The organism is Rhodopseudomonas sp. BAL398, from assembly GCF_033001325.1.
Taxonomy (GTDB): domain Bacteria; phylum Pseudomonadota; class Alphaproteobacteria; order Rhizobiales; family Xanthobacteraceae; genus JARJEH01.
In genome coordinates this window covers 3,497,099-3,518,263 of the sequence record NZ_CP133111.1, presented here as the reverse complement: position 1 = coordinate 3,518,263, position 21,165 = coordinate 3,497,099, and the positions used below count along the sequence as shown (strand labels likewise).

The 21,165-nt window shown below is 65.1% G+C and carries 20 protein-coding genes and 1 pseudogene; 12 read left to right on the top strand and 9 right to left on the bottom strand.

Going from position 1 to position 21,165, the window contains the following annotated elements; translation table 11 throughout:
* Window positions 1–9 precede the first annotated feature (9 nt).
* Window positions 10–178, bottom strand: a pseudogene (locus RBJ75_RS16595) (IS3 family transposase); the annotation flags it as partial.
* A 38-nt stretch (window positions 179–216) separates the two neighbouring features.
* Here RBJ75_RS16595 and RBJ75_RS16590 point away from each other — a divergent pair.
* The 8 genes from RBJ75_RS16590 to rutD all read left to right on the top strand — a co-directional run bounded on the left by RBJ75_RS16590 (window position 217) and on the right by rutD (window position 6,703).
* Window positions 217–1,131: a LysR family transcriptional regulator gene (locus tag RBJ75_RS16590; protein WP_276156741.1), complete on the top strand. Its 915-nt coding sequence runs from the start codon at window positions 217–219 to the stop codon at window positions 1,129–1,131.
* Window positions 1,132–1,236: 105 nt separating this feature from the next.
* Window positions 1,237–2,295: an ABC transporter substrate-binding protein gene (locus RBJ75_RS16585; RefSeq protein ID WP_044411802.1), complete on the top strand. Its 1,059-nt coding sequence runs from the start codon at window positions 1,237–1,239 to the stop codon at window positions 2,293–2,295.
* Window positions 2,296–2,308: 13 nt separating this feature from the next.
* Complete coding sequence (locus RBJ75_RS16580; protein ID WP_044411809.1) at window positions 2,309–2,995, top strand: isochorismatase family protein; 687 nt, start codon at window positions 2,309–2,311, stop codon at window positions 2,993–2,995.
* Between the two features lie 28 nt (window positions 2,996–3,023).
* Window positions 3,024–3,410: a Rid family hydrolase gene (locus RBJ75_RS16575; RefSeq protein WP_044411800.1), complete on the top strand. Its 387-nt coding sequence runs from the start codon at window positions 3,024–3,026 to the stop codon at window positions 3,408–3,410.
* 3 nt (window positions 3,411–3,413) lie between these two features.
* On the top strand, window positions 3,414–4,259 hold the full coding sequence (locus RBJ75_RS16570; RefSeq protein WP_052628937.1) for an ABC transporter permease: 846 nt from the start codon (window positions 3,414–3,416) through the stop codon (window positions 4,257–4,259).
* A 9-nt stretch (window positions 4,260–4,268) separates the two neighbouring features.
* Window positions 4,269–5,084, top strand: coding sequence for an alpha/beta fold hydrolase (locus tag RBJ75_RS16565; protein ID WP_044411799.1), 816 nt, complete (start codon window positions 4,269–4,271; stop codon window positions 5,082–5,084).
* The gene (locus RBJ75_RS16560; RefSeq protein WP_044411798.1) at window positions 5,077–5,862 is read left to right on the top strand and encodes an ABC transporter ATP-binding protein; all 786 of its coding nucleotides are present in this window, start codon (window positions 5,077–5,079) and stop codon (window positions 5,860–5,862) included. Before RBJ75_RS16565 ends, RBJ75_RS16560 begins: the two co-directional genes overlap by 8 nt.
* A gap of 19 nt (window positions 5,863–5,881) precedes the next feature.
* Window positions 5,882–6,703, top strand: coding sequence for a pyrimidine utilization protein D (gene rutD, locus RBJ75_RS16555; protein WP_044411795.1), 822 nt, complete (start codon window positions 5,882–5,884; stop codon window positions 6,701–6,703).
* Between the two features lie 97 nt (window positions 6,704–6,800).
* Here rutD and RBJ75_RS16550 read toward each other — a convergent pair whose 3' ends face one another.
* The 3 genes from RBJ75_RS16550 to dsbD form a co-directional block, all read right to left on the bottom strand.
* A complete protein-coding gene (locus RBJ75_RS16550) occupies window positions 6,801–7,328 on the bottom strand; it encodes a L,D-transpeptidase (RefSeq protein ID WP_234707421.1) in 528 nt (175 codons plus the stop codon).
* 148 nt (window positions 7,329–7,476) lie between these two features.
* On the bottom strand, window positions 7,477–8,121 hold the full coding sequence (locus tag RBJ75_RS16545) for a DsbA family protein (RefSeq protein WP_044411789.1): 645 nt from the start codon (window positions 8,119–8,121) through the stop codon (window positions 7,477–7,479).
* Window positions 8,122–8,140: 19 nt separating this feature from the next.
* Complete coding sequence (gene dsbD, locus RBJ75_RS16540; RefSeq protein WP_276156740.1) at window positions 8,141–9,928, bottom strand: protein-disulfide reductase DsbD; 1,788 nt, start codon at window positions 9,926–9,928, stop codon at window positions 8,141–8,143.
* Between the two features lie 135 nt (window positions 9,929–10,063).
* Between dsbD and RBJ75_RS16535 the strand changes: the two genes are divergently transcribed.
* Window positions 10,064–10,729, top strand: a complete 666-nt coding sequence (locus tag RBJ75_RS16535; RefSeq protein ID WP_044417922.1) for a response regulator — start codon at window positions 10,064–10,066, stop codon at window positions 10,727–10,729.
* A 5-nt stretch (window positions 10,730–10,734) separates the two neighbouring features.
* The gene (locus RBJ75_RS16530) at window positions 10,735–12,066 is read left to right on the top strand and encodes an ATP-binding protein (RefSeq protein WP_044417932.1); all 1,332 of its coding nucleotides are present in this window, start codon (window positions 10,735–10,737) and stop codon (window positions 12,064–12,066) included.
* A 250-nt stretch (window positions 12,067–12,316) separates the two neighbouring features.
* Here the strand turns inward: RBJ75_RS16530 and RBJ75_RS16525 are convergent, their stop codons facing one another.
* On the bottom strand, window positions 12,317–13,708 hold the full coding sequence (locus RBJ75_RS16525; protein WP_044417924.1) for an aspartate aminotransferase family protein: 1,392 nt from the start codon (window positions 13,706–13,708) through the stop codon (window positions 12,317–12,319).
* Between the two features lie 360 nt (window positions 13,709–14,068).
* Between RBJ75_RS16525 and RBJ75_RS16520 the strand changes: the two genes are divergently transcribed.
* Complete coding sequence (locus RBJ75_RS16520) at window positions 14,069–15,574, top strand: PLP-dependent aminotransferase family protein (protein ID WP_044417926.1); 1,506 nt, start codon at window positions 14,069–14,071, stop codon at window positions 15,572–15,574.
* A gap of 66 nt (window positions 15,575–15,640) precedes the next feature.
* Here the strand turns inward: RBJ75_RS16520 and RBJ75_RS16515 are convergent, their stop codons facing one another.
* Together RBJ75_RS16515 and RBJ75_RS16510 are read right to left on the bottom strand one after the other, a co-directional pair.
* Window positions 15,641–16,873 (bottom strand): serine hydrolase domain-containing protein, encoded by a 1,233-nt coding sequence (locus tag RBJ75_RS16515; protein ID WP_044417928.1) that lies wholly within the window; start codon window positions 16,871–16,873, stop codon window positions 15,641–15,643.
* A 117-nt stretch (window positions 16,874–16,990) separates the two neighbouring features.
* On the bottom strand, window positions 16,991–17,467 hold the full coding sequence (locus RBJ75_RS16510; protein WP_080901253.1) for an Lrp/AsnC family transcriptional regulator: 477 nt from the start codon (window positions 17,465–17,467) through the stop codon (window positions 16,991–16,993).
* Between the two features lie 153 nt (window positions 17,468–17,620).
* Here RBJ75_RS16510 and RBJ75_RS16505 point away from each other — a divergent pair, with 153 nt between their 5' ends.
* On the top strand, window positions 17,621–18,880 hold the full coding sequence (locus tag RBJ75_RS16505; RefSeq protein WP_044417930.1) for a D-amino acid dehydrogenase: 1,260 nt from the start codon (window positions 17,621–17,623) through the stop codon (window positions 18,878–18,880).
* A 183-nt stretch (window positions 18,881–19,063) separates the two neighbouring features.
* On the opposite strand, the gene RBJ75_RS16500 is transcribed toward RBJ75_RS16505, so the two are convergent.
* On the bottom strand, window positions 19,064–20,095 hold the full coding sequence (locus tag RBJ75_RS16500; protein ID WP_044411775.1) for an ABC transporter ATP-binding protein: 1,032 nt from the start codon (window positions 20,093–20,095) through the stop codon (window positions 19,064–19,066).
* Between the two features lie 71 nt (window positions 20,096–20,166).
* Window positions 20,167–21,165 (bottom strand): ABC transporter ATP-binding protein, encoded by a 999-nt coding sequence (locus tag RBJ75_RS16495; RefSeq protein ID WP_044411761.1) that lies wholly within the window; start codon window positions 21,163–21,165, stop codon window positions 20,167–20,169.

Below are 21,165 nucleotides of genomic sequence, written 5' to 3'. Positions count from 1 at the left end.
TCGCATCGTCACCGGCCAGATGGTCCGGCGCTGCGCGACGAAGACAACTTCATGTCGCTTCCTTCGCGCAAAAGGCTGCGGCCTTTGTTAGGGTATCCCGCTCGGCCTTGAGCTTGTTGACCTCGCGCCGCAGCCGGTCGATCTCCTGGTGCTCAGGCTTCATCTGCCCGTGGCTTGGCGATTGGGGATCTTGTAATCGCCATCAGATGAGGTTGTGTGCGCTTTCTGGCCCTCCGATACTTCAACGAAGTCGCGAAACTGGGCTCGATCCGCAAGGCGGCCGACCGCCTGCATGTCGCGCCGTCCGCAGTCAGCCGCCAGATTGCACAGCTCGAACACGAACTCGACGCGGTGCTGTTCGAGCGCTCGAAAATGGGCGTCCAGCTCACCTCGGCCGGGGAAGTTCTCGCGCGACAGAGCAATCGGATATTTCGCGATCTGGAGCGCGCCCGGACCGAAATCGACGATTTGCGCGGGCTGCGGCGGGGTGAGGTCTCGCTCTGGGTGATCGAAGGCCTGGTGTCGGGCCTGCTGCCCGACCTGCTCGCCGAGTTTCATCACCGTTATCCGCAGGTGAGCTTCCGGATCCAGACCGGATCAACCGATCGGATCATCGAGGCGCTGCTCGAGGACGAAGCCGATATCGGCATCACCTTCAACGCGCCGCGGCGACCGGAAATCGAAGTGATAGCCGAGCATGTCGAGCCGATTTCCTGCCTGGTGGCGCCGACCCATGTCTTCGCAGATCGCACCGAGCTCAATCTCGACGACATCTGCACGCAGACCATCGCCCTGCCGGAGCACAGTTTCGGGCTGCGCCAAGTGTTCGAGCGCGCGGTCGCCAAGCGGCAACGCTCGCCACAAGTGCTGGTGACCACCAACTCGCTCGAACTCACCAAGCGAATGGCGGCCACCGGGCAGGTGTTGGCCTTCATGCCGGCGCTGACCGTGATCGCGGAGCTGCATTCCGGCGGGCTTCGGGCGATCCCGGTGGCGGACCCCGCCTTCGAGGCAGCGCGCTCCAGCATCAGCGTGCATCGCGACCGGCCGTTGCCGCATGCGGCGCAGGAATTCCTCAAGACCCTAGTCAACGCGATTCGGGGCTTGTCGCCGAAAGCAACTGGCCGCTGAGCCGAGGTGTTGCCTTTTCGGCAAGATCGCATGACTGATTCTCGGCTTTTAACAACGATACCTCCTTCTTTAGTCTAGCCCGATCGGTTCCAACGGAGGTGCATCGTGAAATCTGAGATCAAGGGTAGCAGGCTGTCCATGCGGTCCGCGTCGCGGCGAACCGTCCTGCTCGGCGCCAGCGCGGCTGCCATCGTCGCCGCCTTCGATCGGCTGGGCGGTCCCGCGGCGGCGCAATCCCTGAATGCCATCAAGGTCTCCGAAGCGATCCATCTCGGCATGTATGTGTCGGTCTATGCCGCCAAGCACGGCGGCTTTTTCAAGAAGCACGGCCTCGACGTCGCGGTCAGCTCGGCCGGCGGCATCGCGCTGGCGCTGCCGGTTGTGCTCTCGGGCAATGCCAGCTTCGCGGTGACCGGTGCCGGCATGTCGGTCAATGCGGTGAAGGAAGGCGCCAAAGTCGCCAACATCGCCAAGGTGGTCGGCGGCGTGGCGATGTGGGCGGTCGCCAAGCCGGGCTCCGCCGTCAAGACGGTCGCCGACTTCAAGGGCAAGACCATCGCCACCCTGCGCTTTCCGTCCTCCACCATCCAGACCCCGACCTTTGCCATGAAGGAGCGCGGCGGCTTCGAGCCGGACAGCGCGGGCGTCAAGTTCCTGCAGCTGCCGCCCGGCGCGCAGGCCCAGGCGGTGCTCGACGGGCGCGCCGATTTCGCCACCATGTTTGAATGGGATGTCAGCATCGCCAAGGAGAAGTTCGGGCTGGTGCCGGTGTTCGCCTTCGCCGACATCATCGGTCCGTTGTCCTGGACCACCGCGATGACGCAGCGTAGCGTCATTGAAAAGGACCCTGCCATGGTCCAGGCGTTCTGCGATGCGTTGGCCGAAGCGCAGGCGGCGCTGCACACCGACCCCGAGCTGTTTGTGAAGTCGTCGGTCGCCGAATTCCCCCAGGTGTCCGAATCCGTGATCCGCGCCGCCGCCGGCAACCTGCTCGGCAACTCCACCGCCATTCCGAAGAGCCCGACCATCTCCAAGCAGGAGTGGGACGCCGACATGGCGTTCGAGCTGGCCGGCGGCTCGATCAAGGAGGCGCGGCCCTACGAGGAAATGGTCGACAACAGCTTTGCGGAAAAAGCCGCCGCGAAGCTCGGCAAGGCCGGTTGAGGTGTCGCCGATCATGTCCCAGATTCTCTCGGCGCGGCCCGAACCCACCGACTTCGATGCGTCCACCACCGCATTGATCGTTGTCGACATGCAGAACGGCTATTGTTCGCCGGGCGGCTATTTCTCGCATCTCGGCGTCGATCTGACGCCGACCCAGGAGGTGATCCCGGCGGTGGCCCGGCTGGTCGCGGTGGCCCGTGGCTCCGGCATCCAGGTGGTGTGGCTGCAGAACGGCTGGGACAGCGCCCTGAAGGAGGCCGGCGGCCCGCACTCGGTCAATCAGCGCAAGGGCAATTCGCTGAAGCTGATGCGCAACCGCCCGGACCTCGCCGGCACGCTGCTGACCAAGGGCGGCTGGGACTACGAGCTGGTCAAGGAGCTGAAGCCGGAAGCCGACGATCTGGTGATTCCGAAGCCGCGCTACAGCGGCTTCGCCGGCACCGCGCTCGACAGCATGCTGCGCAGCCGTCGCATCGAAACCCTGCTGGTGTGCGGCGTCGCCACCAATGTCTGCGTCGAATCCACCATTCGCGACGCCTTCTTCAAGGAATACTTCCCGATCCTGGTGCGCGACGCCTGCTACCAGGCCGGTCCCGATTACATCCAGCAAGCGACGATCTACAACGTCGAAAAATTCTTCGGCTGGAGCGCGACGGTCGACGACGTCGCCCAGGCGCTGGCTTCCCGCAACGCCGCGTGACATTCACCGGACCACACAAGGAGACACTATGCCATTCGAAGTGATCGTTCCGCCGGGCTCGCCGCCGCCGCTCGCGCCCTACAGCCCCGGCGCCAAGGCGGGCGGCTTCATCTACGTATCGGGGACGCTGGCGATCGGCCCGAACGGCGAGGCCGTCGGCGTCGGCAATGCCACCGAGCAGACCCGCTTCGTGCTCGAATCGATCAAGGCGGTGGTGGAGGCCGGGGGCGGCAGCATGAAGGATATCGTGTTCAACCAGATCTTCCTGAAGGACCTGGCTGACTATGCGGCGATGAACGTGGTCTACAAGGAATACTTCCCGGCGAATCCGCCGGCGCGCTATTGCATCCAGACCCCGCTGGTGCGCCCGGAATTCCTCGTCGAAATCGCCACCACGGCCTATGTCGGGACCTGACCGATGGCGAACGCGGAGATTGTCGATCTGATGCCGGAGCCGACCGCCCGTTCGACGCCGGCCAAAGCCTCGCGGCCGCCGATCTCCGCGCCCGCGCCGTGGTATGCGCGCGGCCGAATCCTGCTGCTCCAGATCCTGCTGATCGGCGGCATTCTGCTGGCCTGGGAAGTCGCGATCCGAACCGAGCTGATCAAGGTCTATCTCTACGGCCAGCCGACCGGGATCTGGCGCGAACTGGTCAAGGGGCTGGTGTCGGGCTCGCTGCTGCGCGACAGCTGGGTCACCGCCAAGGAATCCATCATCGGCTTTCTGATCGGCAGCATCCTCGGCTCGACCGCGGGGCTGCTATTGTGGCTGTCGCCGACCGCCGCACAGGTGATGCGGCCGCTGATGGTGGCGCTCAACGGCCTGCCGAAGATCGCGCTGGCGCCGCTGATCGTGGTGTGGTTCGGCGTCGGCATCGAATCCAAGATCGCGGTCGCCGCCATCATCACCTTCATCGTGGCGATGATCACCAGCTATGCCGGCACCAAGGAGATCGACACCGACTATCTGCGGATGCTGAAGGCGCTGGGCGCCAGCCGCTTTCAGATGTTCCGCATGGTGATCATGCCGGGCTCGCTGCCCTGGATCGCCTCGGCGTTCCGCCTCAATATCGGCTTTGCGATGATCGGCGCCGTAGTTGGCGAATATATCTCGGCCGATCAGGGACTGGGATATCAGATCTACTACGCCGGCACGCTGTATAATCTCAACGCGGTCTGGGTCGGCATCCTGGCGCTGATGATCCTCGCTCTGCTGCTCGACGGGTTGGTCGGCTGGGTCGAACGCCGCCTGAAGTGGCGCTGAGAGGCCGCCATGCCGCTCGCACAATTCGATGATGTGGCGATCCATTACGAGATCGCCGGCGCCGGCGAGCCGGTCCTGCTGGTCGCCGGATTGGGCGGCGTGGCGAGCTACTGGGCACCCAATGTCGACGCTTTGGCCAAGTCGTACCAGCTGGTGCTGCACGATCACCGCGGCACCGGGCGCAGCACGCGCGCGGAGATGCCCTATTCGGTCGAACTGCTGGCAGACGATCTGCTGCGTCTGATGGATGCGCTGAAGCTCGAAAAGGCACATCTGGTCGGGCATTCCACCGGTGGCGCGATCGGAATCGTGCTCGGCGCCAAGGCGCCGGAGCGGATCGCCAGCCTGGTGCTGTACGCGACCTGGGCCGAACTCGACGCCCAGATGGAGCAGTGCCTCAGCCTGCGCCGACGGATTCTCGGCGCGATGGGCGAGGCCGAATATCACCGCGCCACGCCGTTGTTTCTGTATCCGCCCTATTACGTGCGCGACCACAAGGCCGATCTCGAACGCGAAGTCGCCGCCGCGGTCGCCGCGACGCCGTCGCGCCGCATCATCGAGGCGCGGGCAGCGGGCATCATGGCGTTCGACGGCACGCAATATCTCGCGCAGATCCGCTGCCCGACCACCGTGCTGGTGGCGGAGGACGACATCCTGACGCCGCCCTATTCGTCCGAGCTGATCGCCGCGCGGGTCAACGGCGCCAAGCTCGTCAAAGTGCCGCGCGGCGGCCATGCCTATTCCCGCGTCGAGCCTGTGGCCTTCAACGAATTCATTCTGCGTTTTCTCGCGGCCCATCCGATCGGAGCCAATCCCCATGCCTGAGTCAGACGTCGTGCTCCATGCCGAGAAGGTCGGAATGACCTTCCACGCCGCCGGCGCCGCGCCGGTGACGGCGATTGCCGACATCGGCTTTGAGCTGCATCGCGGCGAGGTCGTCGCCATCGTCGGACCGTCGGGGTGCGGCAAGACCACGCTGTTCAACGTCATTGCCGGCCTGCTTGAGCCGACCGACGGCCGCGTCGAGGTCAATGGCGAGCCGGTGTATAGCGCCAGCGGCCATGTCGGCTACATGCTGCAGAAGGATCTGCTGCTGCCGTGGCGCACCGTGACCGAAAACGTCATCATCGGCCTGCAGGTCCGCAACACGCCGCGTAAGCAGGCCGAGCGGATCGCGCACGAGTTGATCGAGGCCTACGGCCTGAAGGGCTTCGAGAACAGCTATCCGTCGGAATTGTCGGGCGGCATGCGCCAGCGCGTTGCCTTCATGCGCACGCTGGCGTTCAGCCCGGACGTCATCCTGCTCGACGAGCCGTTTTCGGCGCTCGACAGCCAGACCCGCCTTGTGCTGCAAAGCGACGTGCTGCGGATCATCCGCGAGCGCAATTGCAGCGTGGTGCTGGTCACCCACGACGTCGGCGAAGCCATCACCATGGCGGATCGCATCGTCGTCATCACCAGCCGGCCGGGCCGGGTGAAATCGATCCATCCGGTCCACATCGCGGCGGAACACCGGCACCCGCTGAAGATCCGTAAACTGCCGGAATTCACCGCGCTGTACGAGACCATCTGGTCCGAGCTCGGCATCGACCTTGCGGCTTGAGCCAGACCCGGAGTGCGAGATGAATCCTGATAGCAACGCCCGGCCGGTGCTTGCCGCCGAGATCGTCGGCCGCAGCGACGCCGACGCCCCGACCATCGTGGTCTCGGCCGGGCTCGGCGGCGCCGCCGCGTTCTGGCAGCCACAGCTCGCGGCGCTGGTGCAGCGCTTTCGCGTCGTGCTCTACGACCACCGCGGCACCGGCCGCAATCCGGCAGCTCTGCCTGAGGGCTACAGTATCGGAGATATGGCCGAAGAGGTGATCGCGCTGCTCGATTCGCTCGGGATCGCGCGCTGCCATTTCATGGGCCACGCGCTGGGCGGGCTGGTCGGACTCGAAGTCGCGCTACGCCGGCCCGCGCTGCTCGACCGCATCATCCTGATCAACGCTTGGGCGAGTCCAAACCCGCACACCGAGCGCTGCTTCGCGGTGCGGCGCGATCTGCTGCAGAACGTCGGCGTCGCGGCCTATGTCCGGGCGCAACCGATCTTCCTGTACCCGGCAGCCTGGCTGCTGCAGAACGCCGCCCGCATCGCGGAGGAAGAAGCGCACGGCGTTCGACATTTCCAGGGCACCGACAACATACTCCGCCGGATCGACGCGCTGCTCGCCTTCGATATCAGCGACAGGTTGGGCGAGATCGGCCATTGCGCGCTGGTCGCTGCTTCAAAGGATGATACGTTGGTGCCCTGGACCTGCTCACAACAATTGGTCGCGGGTCTACCGAACGCCAGGCCTCTTCTGGTGCCCGAAGGCGGTCACGCTTTCACCGTCACAGAGCCGGACCGGTTCAATGAGGCAATGCTCGATTTTCTCGGCAGCAACGGGGCTGCTGCGACGTGATCATTGCCGCCCAAACCGCCTCGATCGGCATGGGCGGACGGGCCGCCCCTGCATCGACACCTGGTCGTCGCGGGCGACCGGGCCATCATTGCGGGGCTCAGCGCACGATGACTTTCGTGCCCCTGGGGATGCGGCTGTAAAGATCGATGATGTCCTGGTTCACCATCCTGATGCAGCCGGATGAGACGGCCTTGCCGATGCTGTCGGGTTCGGTGGTGCCGTGGATCCTGAACAGGGTGTCCTTGCCGTTCTTAAACAGATAGAGGGCACGGGCGCCGAGCGGATTGCGCGACCCGCCGTCCATCCCTTGCCGCCATTGACTATAGCGGTCGGGTTCGCGCCGGATCATGTCATTGGTCGGGGTCCAGCGCGGCCATTGCTTCTTATAGGCCACGGTGGCCGTGCCGGTGAATTCCAGCCCGGCCTTGCCGACGCCGACGCCGTAGCGGATCGCCTTGCCGTGCTCGGACACCAGATACAGAAACCGTTGCTTGGGATCGACGATGATGGTGCCGACCGGCTCTTGGCTCGGAAAGTCGACGATCTGACGAATATATTGCGGATCCATCTCGCTGACATTCAGCGCGGCGACCTGATGCGGCTCACTCACAGGGGCCGCATACATCTTCTCCGCCACGGGATTGGATAGCGCGACCGGGCTCGGCGTGGATGTCGTCGTGCATCCGGCCAACACCGCCATGCCGGCCACGATCAGACCCGCTCGCCATAAACGTGATGTCAAAACCGGGCGGCTTGCTGCTGATTTTGCCACCCTATTTCATCGCCTGCTTGCGCGCGTCGGCGATGGCCAGCTTGAACTGGTCATAGGTGAGGGCCGAGGTGACCCGGAAGCGTCCGACGATATAGGCTGGCGTGCCTTGCAGCTCCAAGGATTCGGCTTGCGCCAGATGCGCCCGCAGCATCGCGTTGATCTCCTCGCCATGCTTCTTCAAGTCGGCGTCGAGCTTCGCCATGTCGACACCGGAATTGCGGATCGCGTCCAGCATGCGCTCCTGCGGAATCTTCGGTCCCGGGATCGCCATCAGGGCGGCATGAACCGCGTCATACTTGCCCTGATACTTGGCCGCCAGCGCCATCTGCGCGCCGTAGACCGAGGCCTTGGTGAGGATCGGCCAATCCTTGTAGACGAGGCGAATCTGGCCATCCTCCTTGACCACGCGCTCAAGGTCGGGCTCGGCCTTCTTGCAGAACGGGCAATTGTAATCGAAGAAGGTCACGATGGTCAGAGTGCCCTTGGGATTGCCGGCGGTCGGCGCATTGGGATCGTTGAGGATTGCTTCGGCCGACGGTTCGGCGCTTTGCGCCGCTGCGGGCGAAAATCCCGACGGCAGCAGCAAGGCCAACGCAAACACAGGGGCAAGACAGGGAGCAAGAGAGGTCGCAAGATTGAATCGCATCGCATGTCTCCGGGGGTGATCAGGTGGGGTTTTGCAGCTGCCGCAGGCGGGCCGTGAACAACTCGCGTCCGACGGCGCCGATGAAGCGTGTATCGGGTAGTTCCGCGCCGTTTTGCGGATCGAGAAAGACCACCGTGGGCGGACCGACCACGCCGTATTTTCCCATCAGCGACTGGATATCCTGGTTGTAGTCCGTCGCATCGGCGCGGATCAGCGTGAAGCCGCGCAGCTGCGCGATCACGTCAGGATTCGAGAAAATATTGCGGTCCATCACCTTGCATTCGACGCACCAGTCGGCGGAGAAATCGAGCACCACCAGCTGTCCGTTGCGGCGCGCGGACGCGATGGCCTGATCGAGCGCGCGGGTGGTCTTGACGATTTCGAACGGCGCTTGATGCGCGGCTTGCGCCGACGCCAGTGATGGCAGGCCGACCAGCGCGGCCAATCGGTCGGACGATCCATTCAGCGACGCGATCATTGTGACCACGCCGACGCCGAGAATCAGCATGCCGATGCTGGCGACAACCGCTTGCCATGATCGTCGAAGCTGCGGCCGGCGAAACAGCGTGGCGGCGATCGCCGCGCCCGCGCCAGCCAGGCAAAGGCCGATCAGCAGGCCGGTCGCCCATTGCGGGATCACCCGCGACAGCATCCACACCGCCATGCCGACAAAGACCAGGCCGAAGACATATTTCACCTTCGCCAGCCATGGCCCCGATCTCGGCAGCAGGCTGGCGCCGAAGGTGCCGAACATCAGCAGCGGCAGCCCCATGCCGGTGCCGAGCGCGAACAGCGCCGCGGCGCCGCGCACGACGTCGCCGGTCTGCGCGACATAGACCAAGGCGGCGGCGAGCGGCGGCGTGACGCAGGGGCCGACGATCAGGGCCGATCCGAAGCCCAGCGCGGCCGCGCCGCCCAGCGAGCCGCCGCGCCCGCTTCCGGCGCCAAGAAAGCGCGTCTGCCACGACGCCGGCAGTTGAAGATCGAACAGGCCGAACATCGACAGCGCCAATGCGACGAAAACGCCGCTCATCAATCCCAACGCGAGCGGCGTCTGCAACGCCGCCTGCAAATTCTGTCCCGACCACGCCACCGCAACGCCCAGTGCCGCATAGGCGGACGCCATCGCCAGCACATAGACGCCCGACAGCGCAAAGCCGCGCGTCGCGGTGAGCCCTTCGCCGGATCGGGCCAGCATGCCCGACAGAATGGGAATCATCGGGAACACGCAGGGCGTGAAGGCCAGCAGCAGGCCGAAGCCGACAAAGGCGAGCAGCATCGGGACGAAGCCGCCGCGCAATCCCGGCTCGGCGGAATCGATCGGTGATCCCGTCTCGCTGCGCGCTTGGCTGAGATCGAGATCGGAGGTCCAGTTGCTGACGGTTGAGGTCGGCGCCTTCGGCGGCGGGGCGCTCGCGGACAATTCCAGCGACGCCGTATCGACGCTGCGCCGGATCGGCGGATAGCAGATGCCCTGCTCGGCGCAGCCCTGATAGGAGACGGCGAGCCTCGCATGGGCCTGCGCCACGGCGCGCGGAATGCTGGCCTGCGCCCGGCGGTGATAGACTTCGGTGCGCCCGAAGGATGGGTCGTCCTTGATCTCGCCCGGCAGCGTCGTGATCTCGACCCCGGTTCCGTCTGCCGTCGTCACCGCGATCTTGTCGCGATAAAGATAGTTTCCCGGCGCGATCGACCAGTCCAGCAGCAGCGCGCCGTCGGGGCCGCGCGTCGCCGCGAGGTGAAAGACCTTGTCGGGCCCGGCAGGCTGTTGCCCGAGGCTGGCCGCGCTGGCGAGCGGTGACAGCATCGCCGCGAGAGCCAGTCTGAGTATCCAATGGCGCATTGCTCGTCCCAGGTTGTACAAGCGCTGGGTCGGCTTCGCACCTTAAGGCAGCCTTAAGCCACGCTTGGCAAAGCGCTGACCGGGCATAACGAGGGCGTGATGAGAATTCTGATCATAGAGGACGATCTCGTTCTGCTGGACGGCTTGAAGGCCGGGTTGGCGCTGCTCGGCGCGACCGTCGACACCGTGGCGTGCTGCGCCGATGGCTACGCGGCGCTATCGTCGACGAGCTTCGATGCCGTGGTGCTCGACCTGATGCTGACCGACGGATCGGGGCTCGATCTGCTGCGGCGGGTGCGATCCGAGGGCAATAACGTTCCGGTTCTGCTGCTGACCGCGCTCGATGAAATCGGCGATCGCATCAAGGGCCTCGATTCCGGCGCCGACGATTATCTGGGCAAGCCGTTCGATCTCGATGAACTCGGCGCGCGGGTTCGGGCGATCGTGCGCCGCAAGGAGGGGCGCGTCACCCCGACCTTGCGCTTCAACGGCATCGAGCTCGACCCCGCGACGCTTGCGGTCAGCGTCGACGCCAAACCCGTCCAGCTGTCGCGCCGGGAATTCGCCGTGCTGGCGACGCTGCTGGAACGCCCGGGGACCACCAGATCGAAAGCCGACCTGGAAGACCGGATCTATGGCTGGCAGGACGAAGTCGAAAGCAATGCGGTCGAAGTGCACATTCACAATCTGCGCAGCAAGATCGGGCGCGATTACATCGAGACCGTGCGCGGCATCGGCTATCGGATGCGGGCGGTGGCGCCATGATGATGATCCGTTCGATCAGGGGCCGGCTGTTTGTGGTGTTGGTCAGCGCCACCGCGTTCATCTGGCTCTGCGCCAGCGCCTGGATCTTTGTGCAGACCCGCAGCGAGGTCGAGCACGTCCTCGACACACGGCTGCAGGAGGCCGCCCGCATGGTGAGTTCGCTCGCGGTCAACGGCGATTCCAGCGCCACGCTGGCGTTGCCCGACAGCGCGGCGGCCCGAAGCGTCAGCTATGAGCGGCAGCTGTCCTGCCAGATCTGGTCGCTCGACGGACGCCTGATGGCCCGCTCCAGCGGCGCGCCGCGCGACAGCCTGGGCGGCGGCGGCGATGGGTTTTCCAACCGGCAGGTCGACGGCGAGACCTGGCGGGTGTTTGCGGTGTCCGATCCCGACAAGAACATCCGGGTGCTGGTCGGCGATCGCCTCGGCCTGCGCGAGCGATTGGTCACCGACCTGATCCGCGGATTGCTGTGGCCGGCGCTGTTCATCGTGCCGCTGCTCGGCGCCTTGATCTGGAGGATTCTGGGGCGCGGTCTGCGGCCTTTGCAGATGATGGCCAACGATCTCACGCGCCGCAACGTCGATGACCTCAGTCCGCTCGAGGTGGTCGATGCGCCGCCCGAACTGGCGCCGCTGGCGGGTTCGCTCAACGGCCTATTCCTGCGCGTCGAGGCGGTCCGGCAACATGAGCGCGATTTTACGGCTTTCGCGGCGCATGAATTGCGCACCCCGCTCGCCGGCCTGAAGGTTCAGGCCCAGGTCGCGCTGGCGACACCGGACGCCGAGCAACGCGAGAGATCGCTGCGCAACATCATCCTGTCGGTCGATCGCACCTCGCGGCTGGCCAGACAACTGCTCGCCGTGGCGCGTCTCGATACCCAGCTGCATGTCGAGAGGACCGACAAGGTCGATCTCGGTCAGATCATCGCCGAGATCGTCTCGGAGCTGCCGGCCAAGCCCGATCTGCGGGTCACGCGCGCAGATTCGCTGCAGGGCATGATGGTGACCACTAATCGTGATCTGCTGGCGATCGCGCTGCGCAACCTGCATGAGAACGCGGTGCATCACAGCAACGGCCCCGGCGAGATCGTCTGGGACGCCATCGCGCGTGGATCGCGCGTCGAGCTTCGCATCGACGACAGCGGACCCGGCATTCCGGATGCGGAAATGCATCTGGTGACATCGCGGTTCTTTCGCGGCCGCCACAAGAGCCCGTCCGGAAGCGGCCTCGGCCTCGCCATTGTCGATATCGCGCTGGAGAAAATCGGCGGCTCGCTCGAGCTCAGGAACAAAACAGACGGCCGCGGGCTGCGCGCGACGGTCTGTTTGCCGGTGTAATACCAAAGGGCACTGGCTCTCGTTCGTCATGCCCGGCCCTGTGCCGGGCATCCACGCCTTGAAAGCCGTGCTGGATCACAGGCGTGGATGGCCGGGACAAGCCCGGCCACGACGCACGGATGAGTCGAAACCAACCGCCCTTAGTATAACAGGTTGCGGCCGGGCCGTCGCGTCGGTCTTGGCCGACGCCTTGCTCATCAATGCCGTGGACACGCCCCCGCGGCCAGGCGAGGCCGCGGGGGCGCAGCGATCAGCTCACCAGACCTTCGGATTTGGCCCAATCATAGGTCTCGTCCAGCGCCTTGCTGAACTTCGAGATCATCATGTCGACCTCCGCCTTGGTGATGATCATCGGAGGGCAGAAGGCGATCGAATCGCCGAGATTGCGCACGATCAGCCCATGGGCATGGCCGCGTTCGGCCAGATAGCCGCCGACCTTGCCGACCGGATCGAATTTCCGCTTCGTCGCTTTGTCGGCGACCATTTCGACCGCCGCCATCAGACCCTCGCCACGGACCTCGCCGACCATCGGATGCGATGCGAAGCCCGCGAGCTTGCCGCGCATATAGGCGCCGACCTCCTTGGCGTTGGCGACCAGGCCGCGCTCTTCGATGATGGCGAGGTTTTCGAGCGCGACCGCGGTCGCCACCGGATGGCCGCCGGCGGTTAGTCCGTGGGCGAAGGTCCCCAGCGCGCCGGCTTTGTCGGCGACGGCCTGATAGATCTGCTCGGAAAAGATCACCGCCGCGAGCGGCTGATAGGACGATGTGATCTGCTTGGAGACCACCAGCATGTCGGGCTCGACGCCAAACAGCTCCGCCGCGAAAGTCGTGCCGAGCCGGCCGAATCCGGTGATCACCTCGTCCAGCACCAGCAGAATGTTATGCTTGCGGCAGACCGCCTGCACCCGGGGCCAGTATCCGACCGGCGGCACGATCACGCCGCCGGCGCCCATCACCGGCTCGCCGATGAACGCCGCGATCGTATCGGCGCCCTCGGCCTCGATGGTGTCTTCCAACTCCTTGATCAGCCGGTCGGTGAATTGCTGCTCGGTTTCGCCGTCCTTGCCGAAGCGGTAGTAATGCGGGCACTCCAGATGCGTGACGGGGATCTGCGGCAGATCGAAGGCGTTGTGATTGGACGGAATGCCGGTGAGGCTGCCCGAGGCGACGTTGATGCCGTGATAGCCGTTCTTGCGCGCCAGGAATCTCTTCTTCTTCGGGCGCCCTAGGGCGTTGTTGTAGAACCACACCAGCTTGATGACGGAATCATTGGCCTCCGATCCCGAATTCGAAAACAACACGTGGTTCAACGTCCCCGGCGCCATCTCGCTGAGCTTTTCGGCCAGCTTGATGCCGGGCGTATGCGATTTATGCGCGAACAAATGATAGAACGGCAGCATCTGCATCTGCTTGGTGGCGGCCTCGACCAGCCGCTTTTCGCCAAACCCGACCGCGACGCTCCACAGGCCGGCCAGCCCCTCGAGATATTGCTGTCCATTGGTGTCGTAGACGAACACGCCTTCGCCGCGCTCGATCACGATCGGCCCGGTCTGCTCGTGCTTGCGCGGATTGGTGTAGGGGTGGAACAGGTGCTTGACGTCGAGATCGCCGAGTTCTTTGGTGGCCTGCGTTTCGTTCATGGGTTTCTTTCGTTGTACTGGTTCGGTGACGTTCAAGTGCCTTCAATCAAGTGCCTTGGATTCCGCCGCGCCGATGCGGGCGGCGGTCGCTGCTGCGGCCCTGCGATAGCGCCGATGTCGCACCATCGGCGCGCGGCATCCCCCTCCCGGCCCGATCCGGCCGACGGGCGTTGGATAACCTGGCATTGTGACCGGTCTTGGTCCCAGGGCGGCCGCGATGGTCGTCGGTCAAGGCTTCACCTTCATCACGGCGTAAGGCTCTGGTAAAGGACAGCGCGGTGTGCTGGCCTTAGTGTGATTTCAATCCGGTTCGATTCATAAGGCCAGCGATCCGATTTGCTAAGGCCAGGAAGTGCGTCAATGAGTTCGGCAGAGCGCGATCGGTTGATGTGGAAGGAGCTGCTGGCCCGGGCGGCGAAGGACGGCGTGCAACTGCAGGCGCAGCTGCGCAACGCGCTGGTGGATGCCATTGTGGATGGCAATTTGCCGGCGGGCCGACGGGTGCCGTCGAGCCGAAATCTGGCGGAGCTGGCCGGCGTCTCGCGCACCACCGCCTCGATCGTGTTGGAAAAACTCACGGCGGACCGCTTTCTGGAGTCCCGCCCCCGGGATGGCTATTACGTTTCGTCGGCGCTGCGCGAGCAGAAACTGGCGATCGCCCAATCCCCCGACAGCCTCGACCAGCCCGACTGGGCGGCGCGGATGGCCCATGCCGACACCCGATATCCCTGGCAGGAGCGGCCGGCTGGCTGGCAGTCATGCCCCTATCGCTTCGTCTATGGCGAAGTGAACCCGCAGATCTTTCCCTTCGCCGATTGGCGTGACGCCAGCCGCTCCGCGCTGGGCAAATCGGCGATTCAACTGTGGGGCCAGGACAGCGGCGGCGACGAGAGCGAGGAGCTGGTCAAGCAGATCATCAACAAGATCCTGCCCCGGCGCGGCATCGCCGCCAAGCCCGAGCAGGTGATGCTGACGCTCGGCACCCAGCACGGGCTCTATCTGATCGCCCAGACCCTGCTGCGCTCCGGCGTCAAGCTCGCGCTGGAGGAGCCCGGCTATATGGATGCGCGTTATATCTTCATGCGCAGCGGCGCCGAGCTGTTGTCGGTGCCGCTCGACGCCTTCGGCATGACCATCGACAAGCGACTGGCCGAGTGCAACTATCTGTATTGCACGCCCAGTCATCAGTCGCCCACCGGCGTCACCATGAGCACCGAGCGGCGATTGGGGTTGCTGACCCATGCGACCCGTCACGACCAGATCATCATCGAAGATGATTATGAGCCCGAGCTGAAATATGAGGGCGCCGCGGCGGCGGCGCTGAAGGCGATGGATCGCTCCGGCCGCGTCGTCTATCTCAGCAGCCTGTCCAAACTGGTCTGCCCCGGCCTGCGCCTCGGCTACATCGTCGGTCCCGAGAGACTGATGACCGAGCTCAAATCACTGCGCCGGCTGATGATCCGACAGCTGCCGGGCAATAATCTGGCCAGCGCGGCGCAATTCATTCGCCAGGGCCATTATGATCGCCTGATCGGCGCGATGCGGCAGGCGCTGGAGCTGAAGGCCAAGATCATCATGGCGATCCTGCGCAAGGAATTGCCGATGGTGCAGATGGACGCGCCGACCGGCGGCTCCGCGATCTGGATGCGGATTCCTCAACTGCCCAATTCCGACAGGCTGAGGGCGGCCTGTTTTGACGCCGGCGTCCTGATCGATCCGGTGGAGCCCTATTTCGCCAATCCGCCGAAGGAGACCTGGCTGCGTCTCAACTTCGCGTCGATCCCGCAGGAGTTGGTGGAGCGCGGCACGCTGATCTTCGCCCGAACCGTCAGGACCCTGCTGCGCAACGGCCAGCCCGGCCGGTGAATTCCGCCGGCGACGGCGGATGTCGGCGCATGGCCCGGGCGATCGCGCGGCTTGCGCGCGGCGCCGTCAATTCGTCAGCGCTTGCTTGACCGCTTCGGTGAACGCGACCACCTCCGCCACGCGATCGTGCTCGCCCGGCCCCTGATAGCGGGCCTGCGGGAATGCGCCCAAGGTGATGATGGCCAAGGATTGCGCGCGATTGATGTAAATGCGCTGGCCGGCAAAGCCCATCGCGATCAGTGCGCCGTCCTCCGCGATCCACCAGCTGTAGCCGTAGCCGGCCAACTTTGCCGAACCAATTTGCGGCATCATGGCGACGTCCGCGGCGGAAAAACGATGCTCTTGGCGGTTCGCGGCGTTGTTCCAGCCCTGCGGCAGCACGCGTTGGCCGTCGACCACGCCGTCGTCCAGCACGAATTTGGCGAAACGGCCGAAGTCGCGCAACGCGATGCCGGCGCGGCTGCCGCCGATCTCCAGGCCGTCCGGCGATTCCAGGGTGTAGAACGCATCGAATTCCATGCCGCAGGGCTGCCAGACCTTGCGTGACAAATACGCGGCCAGCGGCATGTCGACGGCATTGCGCAGCGCGGCACCCAGCAGGAACGTGTCGCCGGTGTTGTAGTGCCAATGCGTCCCCGCGGGATGCGCCCGCGGCAACGCCTTGAGGATCTCGAAGACGCCGCCGGGCACGCCGTCGGCGAGCGATTTGCTGTAGCGGTTCACGTCCGACTGCTTGTCGGCGTAATCTTCGGTCCAGTCCATGCCGGACGACATCGTGAGCAAATGCTTGATCGTGACCTCGTCATAGAGCGAGCCGGCGAGCGAGGGTACGTATGTCGTCACCGGATCGGCGAGCGAGCCGATCGCGCCGTCCTGCAGCGCCACGCCGACCAGCGTCGCGGTGATCGACTTGACCGTTGACATCGTGCTCCAGCGGTCGGAGGCCAGCAGTCCGAGGCCATATTGCTCGACCACGACCGCGCCGTCCTTCAGGACCAGAAGGCCGCTCAACGAATTGCGGTCCATCAGTTCGTCGATCGAAAACGTGCCGTTGGCACAGCGATAGCTCAGCCCAAGGCGCTCGCCGTAATTGTGAGGTCTTGCCACCGGCGCCTTGTGAATGACGCGCGAGTTGAACAGTCGGTCGACGATCCGATAGCCATAGGCCTGGATGTTGGGCGGCCACAGCAGGAAGTCCTCGGCTTTCGGCAGGTGGGTCGTCGGGGTGCATGTCGGGTTGGCGGCCGCGCCCTTGGGCCTGGCGACGGATCGCGAACGGTCGGGGTCGTCGAGCTTCATCTTTCGTCTCCAGCATCGTCATGATGGGCGCATATCTGTTCGCGGGATCACAGACGGGACAGCGAGGCTCTTTGTTGAGTTTTGCGTCACCACCGCCACCGGGGCGTCGACCGTGCGTCAGCCGCTCAGCGCCGCCGGTGAGATGCTGCGCCGGACGATGCTGCGCATCGCGAAGCCGGAATGTAGCCGCGCCACCCCGGGCAGCCGTGACAGATGCTGTTTGTGGATGCGCTCGTAATCTTCCATGTCGCGCGCTTGCACGTGGACCAGATAGTCCTCGTTGCCGGACATCAGATAGCACGAGACGACATCCGGGCATTTGGCGATCTCGCGCTCGAAGGCGGTCAGCGCATCCTCGTTCTGCCGGTCCAGCGTGATCTGGACGTGCACCGTCATCATCAGCCCGAGCTTGGTAGCGTCGATCTCCGCCGCATAGCCCTGGATCACGCCCTTCTTCTCCAGCTGATGCAGCCGCCTGGTGCAGGCCGTCGGCGACAGGTTCACGCGCTCGGCCAGCAGCATCTGGCTGATCCGGGCGTCCTGCACCAGTTCGCGCAGGATTTTGCGGTCGAAGGAATCGAGTTCCACACTCATCGCGCGCGATCGTTGTTTTTCACTAATTTTCAGCGGGAATTCGCCAGATTGTCAGCAAAACGAACCTAGCAATGTCGATAATCGACGTAAAGCGCCACATGGGGGATGCGATAATTGTCGCGTGGCCGCCCGGTCACCCTGGAGAGGCGAAAGATGAAGGTTCTGGTTCTCGGCGCCGGCGTGGTCGGAGTCACCACCGCTTATTATCTGGCCAAGGCCGGTCTCGAGGTCACGGTGCTGGACCGCCAGCCGGGTCCGGGGCTGGAAACCAGCTTCGGCAATGCCGGCGAAGTGTCGCCAGGCTATGCCTCGCCCTGGGCCGGGCCGACCGTGCCGAAAAAGGCCATCGGCTGGATGCTCGATCGCCACGGCCCACTGGTGGTGCGGCTGCAGGCCGATCCGGCGATGTGGCGCTGGATGTTGCAGATGCTGCGGAACTGCACCTCCCATCGCTACGCCCTCAACAAGTCGCGGATGGTCGGTATCGCCGAATACAGCCGCGATTGCCTGCGCGCGATGCGCGCCGAGACCGGCCTGGCCTATGACGAACGCAGCCAGGGCACGCTGCAACTGTTCCGCAAGCAGTCGCAACTCGATGGCACCGGCGGCGATATCGAGATTTTGAAACAATACAACGTGCCCTACGAGGTGCTCGATCGCGCCGGTTGCGTGCGCGTCGAGCCGGGCCTTGCGGCGGTCCAGAACATCTTCGTCGGCGGCCTGCGCCTGCCCGACGACGAAACCGGCGACTGCCATCTATTCACCCAGGGGCTGGAAAAGATCGCGGCGGGGCTGGGCGTGCGCTTCGTCTATGACACGACGATCAAGGCGCTGAATGTCGAGGCCGGGCGCGTCGCGCAGGTCACCACCGACAAGGGCGTCTTCACCGCGGATCGCTATGTGATGGCGATGGGTAGTTTCTCGCCGCTATTGCTGCGGCCGCTCGGCATCGACGCGCCGATCTATCCGGTGAAGGGCTATTCCATCACCGTGCCGATCGTCGACGCGGCCGCAGCGCCCCAGTCGACGATCATGGACGAAAGCTACAAGGTCGCGATCACCCGGCTGGGCGACCGGATCCGCGTCGGCGGCACTGCGGAGGTCGGCGATTATCGGCCGTTGCTGCCGCCGGCACGACGCGGGCCGCTCGACAAATCGCTGACCGATCTGTTTCCCAAGGCCGGCGACCTGGCAGGTTCGACATTCTGGAGCGGGCTGCGGCCGATGACCCCCGATGGTCCGCCGATCGTCGGGCCGACCCATCTGCCCAATCTCCACCTCAACACCGGCCATGGCACGCTCGGCTGGACCATGGCGTGCGGCACCGCGCACGTCATTGCCGATCAGCTCGGCGGCCGCGCGCCCGAGCTCGACGTCCGCGATCTGGTCGTGAGTCGCTACGCCAGCAACTGATCGCCGCCCGCAACGCCGTCATTGCGAGGAGCCCTTGCGACGAAGCAATCCAGTCTTCGCTCGGCGCGCCTGGATTGCTTCGCTGTCGGACGGCGCGATGCGCCGTCCTCGGCTCGCAATGACGGGCTCGGTCTTAATCTAAAACCGCCTAAGCCTAGGCTGCTCGACCGATCTGGGCCTCAGTCAGGCCGTGGCCTGATTGAGGGTGAAGTCCGGGCGTGGGATCTCGTCCTTGCGATGGCAGGCGACGAAGTGCTCGGGGCCGATGGCGTCGAGAAAAGGCGACACCTCGCGGCAATGATCGAGCGCGAACGGGCAGCGCTGGGCGAAGCGGCAGCCGGGCGGTGGGTCGACCGGCGACGGCGGATCGCCCTTGACCAGATAGCGCGCCTTCAACTCGTCGCGCAGCGGCCCAGGCGGCACGGCAGCCGCCACCAGCGACCACGTATAGGGATGCCGCGGCTCGGTGAACAGCACCGAGGCCGGCGCTTGTTCGGCGATCTTGCCGAGATACATCACGGCGATCTCGTCGCAGAAATGCTGGATCACGCCGAGATCGTGCGAGATGAAGATATAGGTCAACCCGCGTTCGCGCTGCAGCTTCTTCAGCAGATTGAGGATCTGGGCCTGGATCGCGACGTCGAGCGCGGAGACCGCCTCGTCGCACACGATCAGTTCGGGCTCCGGCGCCAGCGCCCGCGCGATGCACAGCCGCTGCCGCTGTCCGCCGGAGAACTGGTGCGGAAACAGGTCGGCGGCCTCGGGCGGCAATCCGACTTCGGCCAGCAGCTGCAGCACGCGGGCGTCGCGTTCGCTGGGGGTGCCGATCTGCAACAGATCCAGCGGTTCGCGCACCTGGTCGCCGGCGCGCCGGCGCGGATCGAGCGCCGAGAACGGATCCTGAAACACGATCTGGAGATGGCGGCGAACCCGGCGCAGCGGCTCGCCGGCCAGCGGCGCGATATCCTCGCCGCGGAATACGATCTGACCCGAGGTCGCCGGCACCAGCCGCATGATCGCCTGGGCGGTGGTCGACTTGCCCGAGCCGCTCTCGCCGACAATGCCGAAGGTGGTGCCGCGCCGGACCCGGAAGCTGACGCCGTCGACGGCATGGACGAAAGACGGCTTCGACCAGGGCCGCTGCCGGCCGGTGCGGAAATGCACCACGAGGTCGTTGACGTCGAGCAGATAGGGGCTGGCCTCGACCGGCCACATGTGGCTCTGCTTGTCGCTGGTATTGTGCTGGGAATTGCCTCGGGAATTATCCTGGGAATTGTTTTGGGCGCTCATGCTGCGATCTCCGCTGCGCGCCAGCACGACACCGCATGGTCCGCCGCGACGCCCTCCAGCGGCGGTTGCGGTCGTGACCGGCAGATCTCGGTGGCATTGGCGCAACGCGGCAGGAATGCGCAATCCGGGCCACGGGCGCCGAGTGACGGCACCATGCCGGGAATTTCGCCGAGGTCGGACCATTGCGCGGGTCTCGCCTTGCCGACGCTCAGATGTGGCACGCAGGCCAGCAAGCCGCTGGTGTAGGGATGGCGCGGCCGATCGACGATCTGCTGCGCCGGTCCGGTCTCGATGCAACGGCCGGCATAGAGCACGGACACCTCATCGGCGATTTCGGCGACGGCGCCGAGATCGTGGGTGATCAGCACGATCGCGGTCTCGGTCTCGTCCTGCAGCTGCGCCAAGAGATCAAAGATCTGCGCCTGCACGGTGACGTCGAGCGCGGTGGTGGGCTCGTCGGCGATCAGCAGCTTCGGCTTGCAGGCCAGCGCCATCGCGATCATCACCCGCTGCCGCATGCCGCCGGACAATTGATGCGGATAGGCCCGGGCGCGCTCCTCGGCCGCCGGAATCTGCACCGCCTTGAGAAAGCCGACCGCCTGTTCGGCGGCGTCGGAGCGGCTGAGCCGGCGGTGATAGCGCAACACCTCGGCGATCTGGTCGCCGACCGTATAGAGCGGATTGAGCGCGGTCATCGGCTCCTGAAACACCATCGACATCGCATTGCCGCGCAAGGCGCGCAGCCGCCGCGGCCGCGCAGTGAGCACGTCCTCGTCATCCAGCAGCACCCGGCCGCCGGTGATCACGAAGCCTTCCGGCAGAAGCCGCATGATGGCCAGCGCCGTCATGCTCTTGCCGCAGCCGGACTCGCCGACCAGCGCCATGGTGCGGCCCTTGTCGACGGTGAACGACAGATTCTCCAGCACCGGCACCAATTCGCCGGTCCGGCTGGTCATGCAGACGCTGAGGTCTTCGACGCGAAGGATCGTGGTCAT